This window comes from uncultured Sphingosinicella sp. (assembly GCF_963974575.1).
In the GTDB taxonomy this organism is placed as follows: Bacteria; Pseudomonadota; Alphaproteobacteria; order Sphingomonadales; family Sphingomonadaceae; genus Sphingosinicella.
This window is the reverse complement of record NZ_CAXBBQ010000003.1, coordinates 361,451-377,231: the sequence shown is the minus strand read 5'-3', so window position 1 is coordinate 377,231 and position 15,781 is coordinate 361,451. Positions and strand designations below refer to the sequence as shown.

14 protein-coding genes are annotated in these 15,781 nt (G+C 60.7%); 10 read left to right on the top strand and 4 right to left on the bottom strand.

Translation table 11 applies throughout. The features are described from left to right. Positions 1-6: 6 nt before the first annotated feature. From AAC014_RS07595 to AAC014_RS07580, 4 genes are all read right to left on the bottom strand, one after another. On the bottom strand, positions 7-669 hold the full coding sequence (locus tag AAC014_RS07595) for a hypothetical protein (RefSeq protein WP_339706366.1): 663 nt from the start codon (positions 667-669) through the stop codon (positions 7-9). Continuing rightward, on the bottom strand, positions 666-1,034 hold the full coding sequence (locus AAC014_RS07590; RefSeq protein WP_339706363.1) for a DUF5681 domain-containing protein: 369 nt from the start codon (positions 1,032-1,034) through the stop codon (positions 666-668). The genes AAC014_RS07595 and AAC014_RS07590 overlap by 4 nt, the downstream gene beginning before the upstream one ends. Before the next feature lie 87 nt (positions 1,035-1,121). After that, positions 1,122-2,429, bottom strand: coding sequence for a DNA methyltransferase (locus AAC014_RS07585; RefSeq protein ID WP_339706360.1), 1,308 nt, complete (start codon positions 2,427-2,429; stop codon positions 1,122-1,124). A gap of 30 nt (positions 2,430-2,459) precedes the next feature. Beyond that, positions 2,460-3,155 (bottom strand): hypothetical protein, encoded by a 696-nt coding sequence (locus AAC014_RS07580; protein ID WP_339706357.1) that lies wholly within the window; start codon positions 3,153-3,155, stop codon positions 2,460-2,462. Positions 3,156-4,315: 1,160 nt separating this feature from the next. Here AAC014_RS07580 and AAC014_RS07575 point away from each other — a divergent pair. The 10 genes from AAC014_RS07575 to AAC014_RS07530 all read left to right on the top strand — a co-directional run bounded on the left by AAC014_RS07575 (position 4,316) and on the right by AAC014_RS07530 (position 15,649). Then, entirely contained in the window at positions 4,316-5,266 is a 951-nt protein-coding gene (locus AAC014_RS07575) for a LysR family transcriptional regulator (protein ID WP_339706354.1), read from the top strand. A gap of 96 nt (positions 5,267-5,362) precedes the next feature. Further along, the gene (locus AAC014_RS07570; RefSeq protein ID WP_339706351.1) at positions 5,363-7,507 is read left to right on the top strand and encodes a TonB-dependent receptor; all 2,145 of its coding nucleotides are present in this window, start codon (positions 5,363-5,365) and stop codon (positions 7,505-7,507) included. A gap of 7 nt (positions 7,508-7,514) precedes the next feature. Then, complete coding sequence (locus AAC014_RS07565) at positions 7,515-8,507, top strand: VOC family protein (protein WP_339706348.1); 993 nt, start codon at positions 7,515-7,517, stop codon at positions 8,505-8,507. Next, positions 8,507-9,646: an FAD-dependent oxidoreductase gene (locus AAC014_RS07560; RefSeq protein WP_339706345.1), complete on the top strand. Its 1,140-nt coding sequence runs from the start codon at positions 8,507-8,509 to the stop codon at positions 9,644-9,646. The genes AAC014_RS07565 and AAC014_RS07560 overlap by 1 nt, the downstream gene beginning before the upstream one ends. Before the next feature lie 10 nt (positions 9,647-9,656). Beyond that, positions 9,657-10,685, top strand: a complete 1,029-nt coding sequence (locus AAC014_RS07555; RefSeq protein WP_339706342.1) for an aromatic ring-hydroxylating dioxygenase subunit alpha — start codon at positions 9,657-9,659, stop codon at positions 10,683-10,685. Then, positions 10,685-11,611 (top strand): 3-keto-5-aminohexanoate cleavage protein, encoded by a 927-nt coding sequence (locus tag AAC014_RS07550; protein ID WP_339706339.1) that lies wholly within the window; start codon positions 10,685-10,687, stop codon positions 11,609-11,611. The genes AAC014_RS07555 and AAC014_RS07550 overlap by 1 nt, the downstream gene beginning before the upstream one ends. 2 nt (positions 11,612-11,613) lie before the next feature. Further along, entirely contained in the window at positions 11,614-12,390 is a 777-nt protein-coding gene (locus tag AAC014_RS07545) for a cyclase family protein (RefSeq protein ID WP_339706336.1), read from the top strand. A gap of 1 nt (position 12,391) precedes the next feature. Then, entirely contained in the window at positions 12,392-13,450 is a 1,059-nt protein-coding gene (locus AAC014_RS07540) for an SMP-30/gluconolactonase/LRE family protein (protein ID WP_339706333.1), read from the top strand. Beyond that, positions 13,447-14,481: an aromatic ring-hydroxylating dioxygenase subunit alpha gene (locus AAC014_RS07535; protein WP_339706330.1), complete on the top strand. Its 1,035-nt coding sequence runs from the start codon at positions 13,447-13,449 to the stop codon at positions 14,479-14,481. The genes AAC014_RS07540 and AAC014_RS07535 overlap by 4 nt, the downstream gene beginning before the upstream one ends. Before the next feature lie 10 nt (positions 14,482-14,491). Next, the gene (locus AAC014_RS07530; protein ID WP_339706327.1) at positions 14,492-15,649 is read left to right on the top strand and encodes an alpha/beta fold hydrolase; all 1,158 of its coding nucleotides are present in this window, start codon (positions 14,492-14,494) and stop codon (positions 15,647-15,649) included. Positions 15,650-15,781 lie beyond the last annotated feature (132 nt).

Here is a 15,781-nt window from a genome sequence, read left to right as displayed (position 1 = left end):
TCGTGGTCATGCGGTCTTTCCCAACAGGTTGCCGATCACGTCGTCCTCGTGCAGCCGCTGCATGACGATGATGATCCGTCCGGTGCGCTTGTCATTGAGCCGGGTGAACAGCGTGTGCTGGATCCAGTTGTTGGTCGTGGACCGCTCAGTGTCGGAGAGCGCCTCCGAGGGTTTCATCGGATCATCGAGGATGATCCAGTCGGCTCCGAACCCGGTCAGCGTCCCGCCGACCGAAGTCGAGAACCGGCCGCCACCGGCCGTGGTCTCGAAGTTTGCGAGGGACTGACGCCCCTGCCTGAGGCGGGTGCCGGGGAACAGGCGTTGGTACCAGCCTGCCTGCATTATCTGCCGGCAGTCGCTGGCGAGCTTGTCGGCGAGCTCCTGTCCGTAGCTGACGCAAATGATCTTCAGCTTCGGGTCATGGCCGAGCAGCCAAGCGACGAACGCCACCGAGATGATGATCGACTTGAGGCTGCGCGGCGGCATGGCCACTGCCAGCCTCCGGTTCCGGTCATGCCGGAGTGCTTCGAGCTCCTCCATGATGACATGGATGTGGAAGTTGTCCTGGAACGCGGCGCCGGGATGAAGCTCGGCGAATACGCGCCGGAGGAATATAGCAAGAAATCTCCGGGTTATTGGGTCGAACGTGTCATAGGTCAGGGATTTCATGCGGGGTTCTCCGCGAGGTGCTTGCGGTATTCTGCGAGAAACCACTCGACGATTTGCTGGTCGTCAGGCGTCAGCGGAGCGTCCGCCGGTGCCGCGGACTGCCTCTCCCCTTCGCTGCGGGCCGCGAGGTCAAGGAGCAGCTTGCCGGCCCGGATGTCGCCAGCGGCGCCCTTGTTGGCGATCTGCGCCGCGGTTGCGTCGATCTTGCGGATCTTGCGACGCTTGCCGTTCTCGGTGGCGGTTACCTTCGCGTCGGCGGCGGTCAGAATGGCCGCACTGACGCTCCTGTCCTTGCGCGGGCGGCCTTTGGGGTTAGGACAGGCGCCCTTCCTGAACCGCCCTTTCTCGTCCCTCTTATCGATCATGAAAATTCTCCTTCAGGGGCTGATGCGTTAGCCCTGTCTGGGGATGTGAGAGCTGTCCGGTCACCGACAGGGGCAGAAACCTGCACGCTATTCCCCGGGAGCTGCCGCCTCGAGGTCATCGAACAGGGTGCCGTCAGCCCGGCGCGCCTTTTCTCCCGACCAGCGCTGCCAGCGCCGGACGATGACATCGACGAAGGCCGGCTTCAGTTCGAGGCCGCAGGCCTGCCGGCCGACCTTCTCCGCCGCGATGATCGTCGACCCGCTGCCGAGGAACGGGTCGAGCACGATGTCGCCGCGCTTTGTGCAGTCGAGCAGGATGTCCGCAACAAGCGCGACCGGTTTTACGGTCGGGTGCAGGGCAAGGAGATTGCCCTCGTCGCTCGCCCGGCTGAAGCTGTTGGCACCTGGATAGCTCCAGACGTTGGAACGAGACCGCCCGAAACGGCCGAGCTGGACGTTGTTGCGGTGCCGTGTCTTGCCCTTGCGCCAGACGCTGAACAGCTCGTGCTGGCTGCGATAGAGGGAGCCCATGCCGGGCGCGGTCTTCACCCACGCACAGAGATTGACTTGCTCGTCGTAGACGGCACGCGCTGCGCTCATCAGCTCGAACTGGTGCCGCCAGTCCATTGCCCAGTAGTGCAGCGAGCCATCCCGCGAGACGGCGACGACATTTTGCATGGTGGCCTGCAGGAACGCGGTGAACTCGGCTTCGCTCATCTCGCCCGCGGCCTGCACGAACTCCTCGTGCTGGATCCTGCCGAGCCCACCGATGTGCCCCTTTGTCGGAACGTTGAAGGGTGGATCCGTCACCACCGTGTCGGCCTGTTCATCGCCCATCAGCGTCGCCAGGCTCATGGATGACAGGGCATCGGCGCAAAGGACGCGGTGTTTACCAAGGCGCCAAAGGTCGCCCAGCACCGTGACGGCAGGTCCGGGCTCGGGGAGCGCGTTGCTGTTGTCATCCGGCTCGTCCTCCGGGTTCACGATGAGATCGATCTCGCCGACCGAAAAGCCGGTCAGCTCAATGTCGAAGTCGAGTTCGGCTTCCGAGAGCTCGAGCAGGATGGATGCAAGGTTCTTCTGGTTCCAGCGGCTGAGGTCATGGAGCCGATTATCGGCGACCATGAAGGCAAGCCGCTGTTTCTCGCCGAGGTGGGAAAGGCAGATAACCGGGACGTCGGTGAGCCCCAGCAGCTTTGCCGCCTCGAGGCGCGCGTGGCCTGCAACCACCCGGCCCTTCTCGTCGATGGCGATGGGCACGTTGAAGCCGAACGCCTTGATGCTCCTTGCAAGCAGCTTCACGTGATGCTTGCCGCGTGTCCGGGCATTGCGCGGGTCCGCTTGCAGGGTATCGGGGTGGACGTAACGGATACTGAGGGGTGAACGTGTAGGCATCGGTGGCTCCATCGCTCGAGGAGCCATCTATCAATAGCGCATCAGGATACCCGTCGAGGGGCAGAAACCTGTACGGCACTCCTGCCAATCGATGTCGACGAGTTGTTCGGCCATGCGTTCAAGTCCGCCGGTCGCCCTGATGTATCCCGCGATTTCATTTGCCTTTGCGACCCAGCGGCGCAGGAATCCGAGGTCGGTATAGTAAAACGCCATGTCTTTCCCGCTGGCAGCCCGTTCCCTGGCGAGATAGGCGAGCGCAGCAGCGAGATGGGCGAAGGGGTAACGTGGCCGAATCTGGCGTCGCTCGATGTCATGAAGCCGGTATTCATACCTTTCCCGGTCTTCACCGGGCAATCTTGGCCAGAGTGCTCGCGTTGCAAAGTCGATGCTTATGCGCTTGCCGCCGGTTCGCGGATGCAAGCTGGGCACCGTGTCCCTGATCAGGACCAATACAACCGCCCCCACGCGTTGCGCCTCTTCGAAATTCGCAATGATTCCCTTGCGCTCTGTACGATTACCACCGGCCAGGGCTGGAAATTGCTCGAGCAGGAGCGGGGCTTCATCGGGAGCATCATGGCGCAGCATCGCGAATCGGTCCGAACGTATCGACTCGATCAGCTTCTTGGTGCGCTCTGGTTTTACAGTCGGGTATGCGAGGAGAATGTGCAGAAACGCGGCAATTTCTGGTGGATCAAGCCGATAAGGGGCGAGATTCAATGGAGTCATGGCAGGCCTCGCTGAATGGGAATGGCTCCAGCACTGCCGCCCTTGCTCCGCATCGCCGATCGTCGGAGCCTGCCGCGTTACAGCCCTGTTGGCCTGCCTCGGCCCGGATGGCGTTATGATATCGGATTGGCGGTTAGCTACAAGGCGCAACTGCACCATGATGCTGCCTGATAGCGTCCTGTTACAGTCCTGTTTCTACGGGCGTTGAAGCACCGGGTGGAATTGCCGGAACTGACTGTATTCTGGGCAGCCTGAGCAGGTGACCTGTAAGTGTGCGCCTGTTTCAATAAAAAAAACAGGGGAAAACAGGCAAAACAGGGACCGAGACCTATTACCTCCGGACTGCGCTACGCACCATACATTTTCCAAAAACTTTGGATTTCGCGTTCTCTGGGTGAGCGGCCCGAGAGGGCCGCAGTTCTGCGGCGTTTGCGGGGCCAGGTGTTGCGGCCGATATTCAGAGACGTGTCTCTACTGCGTAATTCGTGCGATTTTCGCCGCTTGTCTCTGCGGCGCATTAAATTCGCGCACGGCGAATTTCGTGATGCTGAGGTGAAGCGAGGGAAGATGCGCTCAGCAGAAGCCGAGCGCGCTCCTGCTCGTCCCAGTCGAGCGGAAGATCGGCTTCAAGCAGCCGTGAGTGCGTGAGGCCGCGCGGTATATCACCGGTGTGAATGTGTTCGATGATCGACGGCGATAGCCGGAGAGTTTGACCAGCCGCCCAAGCTGGCGCCGGTCCTGCAGTTCCGATGTGCGGCGGTCGCGGCGCCTCCATGAGCTTGTAGCAGATCGTACCGTCGCGGCGGGTATCGCGCTGCAGGGGTTCCCCCTTCTTGCGGATGCCGGAGAGAAAGGCGCGGGCACCGTGCGGTTGCCACGTGGTCACCGTGGTGATGCCGTCGCCTTTTTCGCTTGCCAGAGGCTGCCTTCGTCAATGGCGCCGACATCGCCCTTGGTAGCGAGCATACCGCGTCACTCCTGCAAACTTCAATTTTCGAAGAGGCTTCATCATGCCCGGCATCGGAATGCAGCCGTTGATTCAAGGTCGCACGCCCTCTCGTCTTTGCGCGCGTACATGACTTGATTGAGAAATTGCACGCTCTCGTCTAGGCATGACATGGGTTCTTGACGATTTGGACAATCGGGGAGGAGGGTCAAGAATGCAGCTTAGTCATTTTGACCTCAATCTATTGCGCGCGCTTGACATATTGCTGGCTGAACGCAACGTCACCCGTGCGGCCGCGCGACTGTGCGTAACCCAACAGGCCGCGAGCAGCTCACTGCAACGTCTACGGCGGCATTTCAATGACGAATTGCTGACGCGTGTGGGGCGCAACCTGGAACTTACGCCGCTCGCTATTTCCCTTGTCATGCCCGTCCGCGAGGCGCTGCTGAATGTGCAGACAGCGCTCAGAACGCGGCCCCGGTTCGACCCGGCGACTGCAGCCTTCACATGGCGCATCGCCATGAGTGACTATTGCCTCCATGTTGTCCTGCCTCACCTTATTCAGCATCTGACAATGACGGCGCCACAATTGCGGTGCATGGTCGAAACGCTGGCCCCTGCGAGTTTCGAACGGCTCGAGATGGGAGAACTCGATTTCTGTCTCACTGCGCATGACATGCGTCTTTATGGTTCGCATCGGCCCAGCCGACATATCCGCACGATGCCACTCTTTCGCGATGATTTCGTCTGCGTTGCTGATCCCGCCCACGTCGATATTGCCAATGGCATGTCACTCGGAACATATCGAAAGGCACGTCACAATACCGTGGATTTCGGCGAGGATCTGAAAACGATTGTCGAGAGTGCGTGGGCGGCGACAAAGACCGATTTCAACATCGCAGTGATGGTGCCCAATTTCGCCGCGCAAATCTTTATGCTTCCCGGCACACCTCTTGTGGCGACATCGCAGCGCCGCCTTGCCAATACTCTTGCGCCGCGTCTTGGCCTTGCCGTCGCGGAGTGTCCAATGAAACTGCCGCTCCTACAGGAAATTTTATTCTGGCACGAACGCACGGAGCAGGACCCCGCCCGGGTTTTTATAAGAGAGGCGTTTGAACGCGTCATCGGTGAACTCGGGGAGGAGCCGCCTCGCAGGTACAACTGAAATTTGTATGAGGCATCCGCCGATATAGTTTCCGCCTGACCGGACCCGACTTCATGCTCTCCCTCAATAAGAAAAACTTGAGGGAGGTGATAAACAATGAAACGATCGATTCGTTTCCGCACAATTGCGGGCATTGTCGCTCTTGCATGGCCGAGTGCCGTTCAAGCCCAGATCGATAAGGAATCCGAGTCCAAGGATGGATTGGGCGTGGACGAGATCATCGTCACCGCGCAAAAGCGATCCGAAAGCGTGCAGGATGTGCCGCTGGCGGTTTCCGCAGTCGGCGGCGCAGCGCTTGACCGATTGGGCGTCAGCAATCCACTGCAACTCGGTGCCACCGTGCCGAACTTCAACCTGCAGACCAATAGCGGCGTGACTTACATCTATCTACGCGGCGTCGGGAACAATTTCCTTGGGCTCGGCATCGACAGCAACGTCGCCTACCACGCTAATGGTGTCTACGTCGCCCGCCCCCGTGCACAGGTCATGAGCTATTTCGATGTTGACCGGATCGAGGTCGTCCGCGGTCCACAGGGCGATCTCTACGGGCGCAACGCCACGGGCGGGTCAATCAATGTCATCACGCGCAAGCCAAGCGACGAATTTTCCGCGAATGCCACACTCAGCATCGGAAACTACGGACTGGTACAAGGTGAATTCGGCGTTGGCGGGGCGGTGGTGCCCGACAAGGTTTCGGTCCGCGCGGCCGGGTTCATCGTGGACCGTGGCGGTTACGGAAAGAACGACGCGACTGGTAGGGACGTCGATAACCGGAAGGAACAGGCAGGCAGGCTGACGGTCGAGTTGACACCGAGCGAACCCCTTTCGATCGAGATCATCGCCGATTATTTTCATGCTGACGACGCGTGGGGCGTCGTTCATCAGGCCGGCAGCGGCATCCCCGGCGCGCTGACGCTTGCCGAGGCCTTCGGAAATTTCCCCAGCCGCATCCGCAACGTCGTTTCCGGCGTCGATCCGAACCGGACGATCCGGGCCTGGGGTATCCAGGGAACGGCGACGCTCGACGTCGCCGACAACATATCGCTGAGGTCGATCACCGCCTATCGCAAATCGCGCTTCACCGCACTTGATGAGCTGATTGGTACGAATCCGTCGATGGGCGCGATTTCACAGCTCGAAAAACAGCACCAGTTCAGCGAGGAGGTCCAGCTTCTCGCTGACGGCACCGGGTGGGATTTCATTCTCGGCGGCTACTACTTCACCGAAAAGGTCGATGGCTTCATTCATATTCCGCTGTTTTTCGATCCAGCCGCGCAGTTCGACCAGCGCGGGACCGGTGACACGAAGGCCTATGCCGTGTTCGCGCACGGTTCGTGGGAGTTCGTGCCTACACTCAAGCTCGTGCTCGGTGCACGCTACAGCCATGAGAAGCGTACGTCCGAGGGCGTGTTTACCGCGCCATTTGACCCAATTCCGACAGGCGGACGCAAGAGCTTCAACGCGTTTACGCCGAAGGCCACGCTGCAGTTCGAACCTTCGGATAATCTCACGCTCTATGGCGGCGTTTCTAAGGGCTTCAAGAGCGGAGGCTTCACGATCGGCGTGCCGGGACCTGGCGTCGATCCCGAGAAGCTGTTGAGCTACGAAGTCGGAGCCAAGGCGCAACTCTTCGATCGCCGTTTGACCGCGAATGTCGCCGCCTTCTGGTATGATTACAAGGACATGGTTGTGACCCGCATCGTGGGCGCGCAGACCGTGGAGGAGAATGCCGGAAAATCGACGATCAAGGGCATCGAATTCGAACTCACCGCGCGACCCACGAATCGGTTGCGTATCGATGCCTCGCTCGGGCTTCTGGATGCGAAGTTCGACAGTTTCACCACGCCCGATCCGCTCAACCCAGCTGCAGGCCCGATCTCGCTCGCAGGCAACCGCCTGCCAGGTTCTGCCGAGTATACGGCACGGATCGGCGCGCAATACGACATCCCGATCGGCGATGCTTCAATGTTCAGCGTCAACGGCGATGTCTTCTTTTCGGGCGATATGTTCTTCGACCCGTACGAGCACAGCGGGTCCTATCAGTCCTCCTACGAGACCTATAACGCGTCCCTGACCTACGATAGCGGTCAGTGGTGGACGGTAACGCTCTGGGGCCGAAACCTCACCAATCGGACGATCGTTTCGAACCAGCTCATCTCCGCGGATTTCTGGGGATATCCGCGCCTCACCTATCTGCGCGATCCGCGCACTTACGGTGTCGACTTCAAAGTGAAATTCTGAGGCTGCAATGGCGATCACGGGTATCGAGTCTTTGATTTACGGCGTCGACGATGTCGCGTCTGCCACGCGTTTCTTCGAGGATTTCGGGCTGCCTCTGAAAGAGCGGTCCGAAACCCTCGGGCACTTCGTGCTGAACGAAGGGTCGAGCGTCGTCATCCGCCACCGCAAGGACCCCGCGCTGCCCGCCACGGCGATGGAAGGCATCGGGGTGAGGGAAGTCGTCTGGGGCGTGGATACGCCGGATGCGCTGGAAGCGCTCGCGGCCAGCCTCGCGAAATCCTGCGATGTGCGGCGTGACGCGGAGGGAACCGTCCGTTTCCACACCAGTTTCGGGCTTGCTATGGGGCTGCGGCATTTCAACCGGAAGCCGGTCGTTTATGCACCCGATCCGGTGAATGCGCCCGGTCGCATCAATCGGCTCAACCAGCATCGAAAATGGCGGGAACGGGCACGTCCAAAGGTGATCTCGCATGTCGTCTTCGCTGTGCCCGATTATGAAGCCGGCTATGCCTTCATGCGCGACGAGCTCGGTTTTCGTCTGTCGGACAGTCAGCGCGGGTTCGGCATGTATCTTCGCTGTGACGGATCGAACAATCATCACAATCTGTTTCTGCTCAACGCCAATGCGCCATTCCCCGACATGGACGGCAAGCTGCGCTTCCATCACGCGAATTTCGGCGTGGAAGATATCGACGAGATCATGGCCGGCGCGAACCACATGGTTCGCAAGGGCTGGGCGCATTCGCACCTCGGGCTTGGCCGACACCGCATCGACTCAGCGCTTTTTTACTATCTACCCTGTCCCGCTGGCGGGGAGGCGGAATACGGCGCCGATGCCGACTATGTGGACGACAACTGGGTCCCGCGTGACTGGCAGGAGCCGCTCTTCGGCTTCGCGCATTTCGTTCACAACCTGCCGCCTTTCCTCCAGCAGCCGCCAGCCTGGAACGTCCGCTACATGACAGAAGAGACGCCGCAGGTGCCCGGGGGCAAGCAGTAATGGCCGTTATCGAGAAAGCCCTGCTCATCGGCGGCGGCATCGGCGGACTGGTTGCGGCGCGCGCGTTGCGACAGCGGGGCATCGCGGTCGATCTGATCGAACGTGAACCGCGCTGGACCGTCTATGGCGTCGGGATCATCCAGCCGAACAATGCCCTGCGGGCACTCGACCGCGTCGGACTGGCGCAGCGCTGCCTGGAGCAGGGAGGTGCTTTCGGCGGCTGGCGCATTCACGACGCGAACGGCAATGTCCTGCTCGATCCCCCCGGTGACAACAGCGCGGCGCCTCATCTACCGTCCAACAACGGGATCACTCGGCCGAGACTGCATGATATCCTGATCCGGGGCGCGGAGGAGGTGGGGACGGATATCCGTCTCGGCACCACCGCGATCTCATTTCGCGACGATGGATCGGGGGTCGACGTAACCTTTAGCGATGGCAGCGTGCGCCGGTACGACCTGGTCGTCGGTTACGATGGCGTGTTTTCAGAAACCCGCCGAATGCTGTTCGGCGACACCTACAAACCGCGCTTCAACGGCCAAGGTGTGTGGCGGTACAATTTTGAGCGAACGGAGGATGTCGATACGGGCAAAGTCTACTTCGGGCCCGAGACCAAGGTTGGCCTCGTGCCGATGTCGCCCACACTCATGTACATGTTCATCGTGACGGCGGAGGCCGACAGCCGCTGGTATGACGGTCCTACCGCAGCGGAGGAGATGCGCTCGCGCCTCAACGGTTATGCCGGGCCGATCGCGCGCCTATCCCAGCTCATCACTGATCCGGCTAGCGTTGTCTATCGGCCGATGATGAACCATCTGGTCGACGATCCCTGGTACAGGGGGCGTATCCTGCTCGCCGGGGACGCCGCGCATTCCACCACGCCGCACCTCGCGCAAGGCGCGGCGATGGCCATTGAGGATGCCGTCCTTCTCGGTGAGCTTCTCGGTGGCGCGGAATCGCTGGATGCCGCGCTGGCGGAGTTCATGCGTCGCCGTTTCAGCCGGGTAAAATATGTGGTCGATACCTGCGACCAACTCGTGGAGTGGGAGCTGGAGGAGTGGCGCGGAGTCCACAATCCGGATGCAGACCAGGGCGGTTTGCTGCATCGTGCCACGCATGCCTTGATGGCCGAATACTGAGGAGACGGACATGCCCTTCCTCCGAAATTGCTGGTACGTCGCTGCGTGGAGCGATGAGGTTCCCGACGAAGGTACGTTCAACCGGCGTATTCTGAACGAGGACGTCCTGCTGGCGCGCGGCAGTGACGGTACGCTGCGTGCGATGCGCAACCGTTGCCCGCACCGTTTCGCGCCTCTCAGCCTGGGAGAACGGGTCGGCGACGTGATCGAATGCGCCTATCACGGGCTGAAATTCAATCTGAACGGGCAGTGCGTGCTGAACCCGCACGGCGGCGGGCAGGTCCCGCCCAATGCCAAAGTCCAGACTTACCCCGTTGCCGAGCGGCACATGCTGGCGTGGATATGGATGGGCGAGCCAGGCAAGGCGGATCCGTCGACGATTCCCGATCTCGTGGGCCTTGATCCCGGTCGCTTCGCAATCAACCGCGGCTATATGCATACGCCCGCCAATTACGAATACATGACCGACAATATCATGGACCTCGGTCACATCGAGTTCCTTCACAAAGGGCTCCTCGGCAGCGAAGCCATACGCCATGCGGAAGTCGACGTGGCGCAGGAGGGAAACGTCGTTCATTCCAATCGGCTGACGCGCAACGAGATCCTGCCGATGGCGCTCGAAGTGCTTTACGAGACCAGCGGCGAACCGGTGGATCGCTGGCTCGACGTGACCTGGTATCCGCCCGGTAACATGCAGCTTGTCGTCGGCGTGACGGCTGCTGGCGAGCCCGAACGGATCGGCCGGGAAACGCCTGGCGTGCATCTGATGACCCCCGAAACGGACGAAAGTACCCATTATTTCTGGTCAAACGCCCGCGATTTCCGGCTCGACGACGAAGCCTTGCACGCGGCGCTTGATGAGGGGTTCCAGATTGCGTTCGAACAGCAGGACAAGCCGATGATCATGGCGCAGCACGGTGCCATCGGCGGTGAGGACTTCTGGGATCTACATCCGGTCATTCTCGAAGGTGACGCCGGGGCGGTGCGCGCGCGGCGCATCCTTCGCAAGCTTATCAAAGACGAACAGGTAGCCGGATAATGGCGAAGATCATCATTTCCTGCGCGGTGACGGGCAGCGCGCACGTTCCCAGCATGTCGGATGCGCTACCGCTGACGCCGCAGCAGATCGCCGACCAGTCGATCGCAGCCGCCGAGGCGGGCGCGGCGATCCTGCACCTTCATGCGCGCGTTCCAGAGGACGGGCGTCCGACGGGCGATCCCGACGTCTATGCGCGCTTCCTCCCCGTCATCAGACAGGCGACCGACGCCGTGATCAACATCACGACGGGCGGCGCCGTCACAATGACCGTGGCGGAGCGGCTGGCGGCGGCTGCGCGGTTTAAACCCGAGATCGCCTCCCTGAACATGGGATCGATCAACTTCGCCTTCTTTCCTGCAGCGGCGCGGATCAAGAGCTGGAAGCATCCGTGGGAAGAGGCCTATGTGAAGAATTCGGATGACTATATCTTCCGAAACACCTTCCGCGACATTGCCTATATTCTGGAAACGATGGCGGACGCGGGCACGCGCTTTGAGCACGAATGCTACGATGTTGGCCATCTCTACACGCTTGCCCATTTCCTCGATCGGGGGTTGGTGAAGCCGGGTTTCTTCGTTCAGATGGTGTTCGGCATTCTGGGCGGAATCGGCGCTGATCTCGATAACCTCATGTTTATGAAGCAGACTTGCGATCGGCTGTTCGGCAAGGGCAGCTATCAATGGTCTGTGCTTGCCGCGGGGCGGCACCAGATGCCGTTCCTCACCCAGGCTGCGCTACTGGGCGGCCACGTCCGGGTGGGTCTGGAGGACAGCCTGTTCATCGAGCGCGGCGTGCTCGCCGCATCCAATGCCGAGCAGGTCGAGAAGATCAGGCGTATCCTCGCCGAAATGGGCCATGAAGCTGCGACACCCGCCGAGGCCCGCGAGATTCTGGGCCTGAAGGGCGGCGACAGGGTGGAGTTCTGATCATGGGGCGCAAGATCATCGATCTCTCAATCTATCTCGAAAACGACGTGATTTCCGATCCGCCTCCGTTCCGCCCGAAGATCGACTATATCGATCACAAGACGTCCGTGCCCGATCTGGCGGGGTTCTTTCCGGGCCTGAAACCCGAGGATCTACCAGATGGTGAGGCCTGGGCGATCGAGCGGATCGAGCTCATCACGCATAATGGCACGCATCTGGACGCGCCCTGGCATTTCGCCTCGACGATGAACAAGGGCGAGCGCGCCATCACGATCGATGAGGTGCCGCTCGACTGGTGCTTTCAGCCGGGCGTGAAGCTCGATTTCCGCCATTTCGATGACGGTTATGTCGTGACGGCTGCCGATGTCGAAGCGGAGCTGGACCGGATTGGTCACAGGCTCTCACCGCTCGAAATCATTGTCGTCAACACGGCTGCAGGTAAGCGCTACGGGCAGGACGACTATGTGACCGCCGGCTGCGGCATGGGTTACGAGGCCACGATGTACCTGCTCGAGCGCGGCGTTCGCCTGACAGGTACCGACGGCTGGAGCTGGGATGCTCCGTTCGTCCATACGCGGGAGAAATACCTGGAGACGGGGAATCCCGGCCTCATCTGGGAAGGCCACAAGGCTGGGCGCGACATCGGCTATTGCCACCTCGAAAAGTTGCATAATCTCGAAGTCTTACCCTCGGCCGGCTTCACCATCGCCTGCTTCCCGATGAAGATACGCGCCGCTTCCGCAGGCTGGACGCGTGCTGTCGCAATCATCGAGGACTGACATGATACGAGCCGATAATCCGCTGCGCGATTGGTGTGTCGATCCATCGGCAATCCGCTATCTCGGCCGGGATCTCCAGCGCCCCGAATGCATTCTTGCCGAGAAGGACGGCACGCTGTGGAGCGCGGACGCGCGGGGAGGCGTCATGCGTATCGGCAGCAACGGCTCACAGCAGCTCGTCGTCCAGGAAGCAGACCCGCATTTCGATATTTCCGTTGACGCTGCCGGGAGCCTGCTCGGCGGTACATTGCCAAACGGTCTCGCCTTCGCACGCAATGGCGATATTCTCATTTCGAATTTCGGAACCGACCGGCTGGAGGTAATGACGCGCGACGGCAGGACCCGCGTGCTCGCCGACAGCATCGACGGCAAGCCGATGGGCAAGGTCAATTTCGTGCTGCGCGATAGCCGCGATAGGCTGTGGGTGACGATCTCCACGAACATCAATCCATGGAGCGACGCGGTCACTCCCGCGCTGGCGGACGGCAGCATCTGCCTGATCGACAAAAAAGGCTCGCGCACCGTCGCGGACGGATTTCATTTCACCAATGAAATCCGTTTCGACGCGGCGGAAGAATGGCTTTATGTCGCTGAGACGACGGCCAAGCGTGTCACGCGCCTGCGCGTGCAGCCCGACGGATCGCTGACCGATCGCGAGGTTTACGGTCCCTCCAGCCTCGGCGACGGCGCAATCGATGGCATCGCGTTCGACGCCTACGGCAATCTCTGGGCCACGATGGTTTTCGCCGACCGCCTCGTGGCAATTACGCCCGAAGGCGACCTCCTCGAACTGCTTGCAGACGGCAATCCGTCCGCAACAGCCCGCTTCGAGGCCGAATTCGCGTCCGGGTCACCGGTCAGTTTCGACACGCTGATGGCGTGCGGCGGCACGATCTGCCCGTGGCTCGCCAGCATAACCTTCGGCGGCCCCGACCTCAGCACGGTCTATCTCGGCGGTCTACGAGCAACGCGGATACCCGCATTCACGAGTCCCGTCGCCGGTTTGCCGATGGTGCACTGGAATGAAGGCATCGGCCCCCGGAGAGGCAGCGTCGCATGAGTTTCCTCAGGAACTGCTGGTATGTCGCGGCTTGGGCCGACGAATTGAATGAAGGCATGCTCGCGCGCACCATCATCGGCGATGCGGTGCTGTTCTGGCGCGCCGATAACAGATTGTTTGCCGTCGCCGATCGTTGTCCGCACCGTCTGGCTCCGCTGAGCATGGGCTTAGTAGACGGTGGCACGGTGCGCTGCGGCTATCATGGGCTGGTGTTCAATGGTGCTTCGGGGGCATGCACGCACAACCCACATGGCTCAGCGACAAGCGCACTTTCGATTCGCACCTATCTGTGTCTGGAACGTCATGGAATCGTCTGGATCTGGATGGGTGACCCCGAACGGGCCGACCCGGATGATGTCCCCGCCATGAGCTTCATCGATAATGCCGGCGAGCACGCGTTCAGCAAGGGCTACATGTACACGGCAGCCGGCCACAAACTGCTTGAAGACAATATACTCGATCTCTCGCACGCCGATTATCTCCACCCCGATACGCTGGGTGGCGGATCGATCACGCGCTCACGCGCAAAGGTTGAGGAACGCGGCAACACCGTGTTCGTGCGCTGGTTCACGAGCGGTGAACCCGCGATTCCGATATTCCGTCCGGAAATGCCTGATCCGATGATGCAAACGGACATGTGGACCGAGGTGGTCTGGCATCCAAGCGGCGTGATGATCCTGCGTGTTGGCGCGACACCACTTGGCCGCGCGCCCGAACAGGGCATAGATACGTGGAACGCGCACATCATGACGCCTGAAACGCTGACCACATCGCATTATTTCTACTGCAATTCGAGGAACTATAAAACGGACGACGCCGCATACAACGCGGCCATGGCCGCCGGGCTACGCACCGCCTTCGAGCAGGAGGACAAGCCGATGATCGAGGCGCAGCAGCGAGCGCTCGGCCATGCCGATCTGTTCGATCTGAAGCCTGCGCTGCTTGCCATCGACAACGGTTCGACGCGCGCGCGACGCATCTATCAGCGGCTTGTGGCGGACGAAGCTGCTGCATCATCTCAACGCGTCTGAAGGAAACACGATGTACGAACCGTTCCCTGGAAACTACGTCTGGAATCTCGGCGTCAATATTTGCCTTTGTATGGGCGGCGCTATCGGCGAGATCGACCGCGCCAACGACGAAGTGCGCGAAATCGCGCGCGAGGGCGCTGACAAGGGAACGGCGGCGTTCTTCGAAAGCTGGGGCCGAATGGCTGATCGGTTGGTTGAACTTGGCGAGCAATGCGAAGCGGCAGGGCATGATCTGAGCGCGGGCGAAAAATACCGCCGTGCCACCGCTTATTACATGACGGCGGAGCGCATGCAGGCGCGTGACTACGAACCGCGCAAACAAATGTATCGCAAGATGCTGGAGACGATGCAGCGCGCGATCGACAAGTCGGGCCTCGGCTGGGAACGCGTCGAAATCCCGTTTGAAGGCGCGCGCTTTCCCGCACTATTCATCCCGGGCGAAGGCGTGGGGCCACGCCCGACCATGGTTTTCTGCAACGGTCTCGACAGCGTAAAGGAAATGATCGCGTTGTCGATCGGCGATACCTTCGTCCGGCGCGGCATCTCGGTTCTCGCGGTCGATCAGCCGGGCGTCGGCGAGGCGCTGCGCCTCAATGGGCTGCCCGCGATCCACGATTCAGAGCGCTGGGCTGGTGCGGCGGTCGATGCTCTGGAACGCCGGATCGATGTAGACAAGAACGCCATCGGCATGATGGGTTGGTCACTTGGCGGCTATTACGCGCCACGTGCCGCCATCTATGAAAAGCGCTTCAAGTTGTGCGTCGCATGGGGCGCCAACCACAACTGGGGCGAACTCCAGTCGCGCCGGCTCAAGAACGAAGGCGAAAACCCGGTGCCCCACTATTGGGATCACGTCATGTGGGTGTGGGGCCAGCCGGATATGGAAACCTTCATGGCCTTGATGCCGAAGGTGACGTTAAACGGTCATATGGACAAGATGACCGTGCCGTTCCTTATCACGCACGGGTCAAGAGACAGGCAGATACCGCGCGAATATGCCTACCAAAGTCGCGATCAAGCCGTGAACAGTCCTTGTGTCGAACTCAGATTGTTCTCGGAGCGAGAGGGGGGTGTCGAACATTGCAGCGCCGATAATATGGAGCCCGTCAAATCCTATATCGCGGATTGGGTGCGGGACCGTTTCTCGGAACTAGATGAAGCGAGTTGACGCCTATGGGAGCGTTGTCCGGTACGTTGACCGCACCGCGAATTATGGTCCTTTTTTGAAAAAGCACCTGAATCGTCAGTAAGAGGTGGCCCCATTCAGACGCTCTCACAATGAATGGATGTTCGCTTTCGG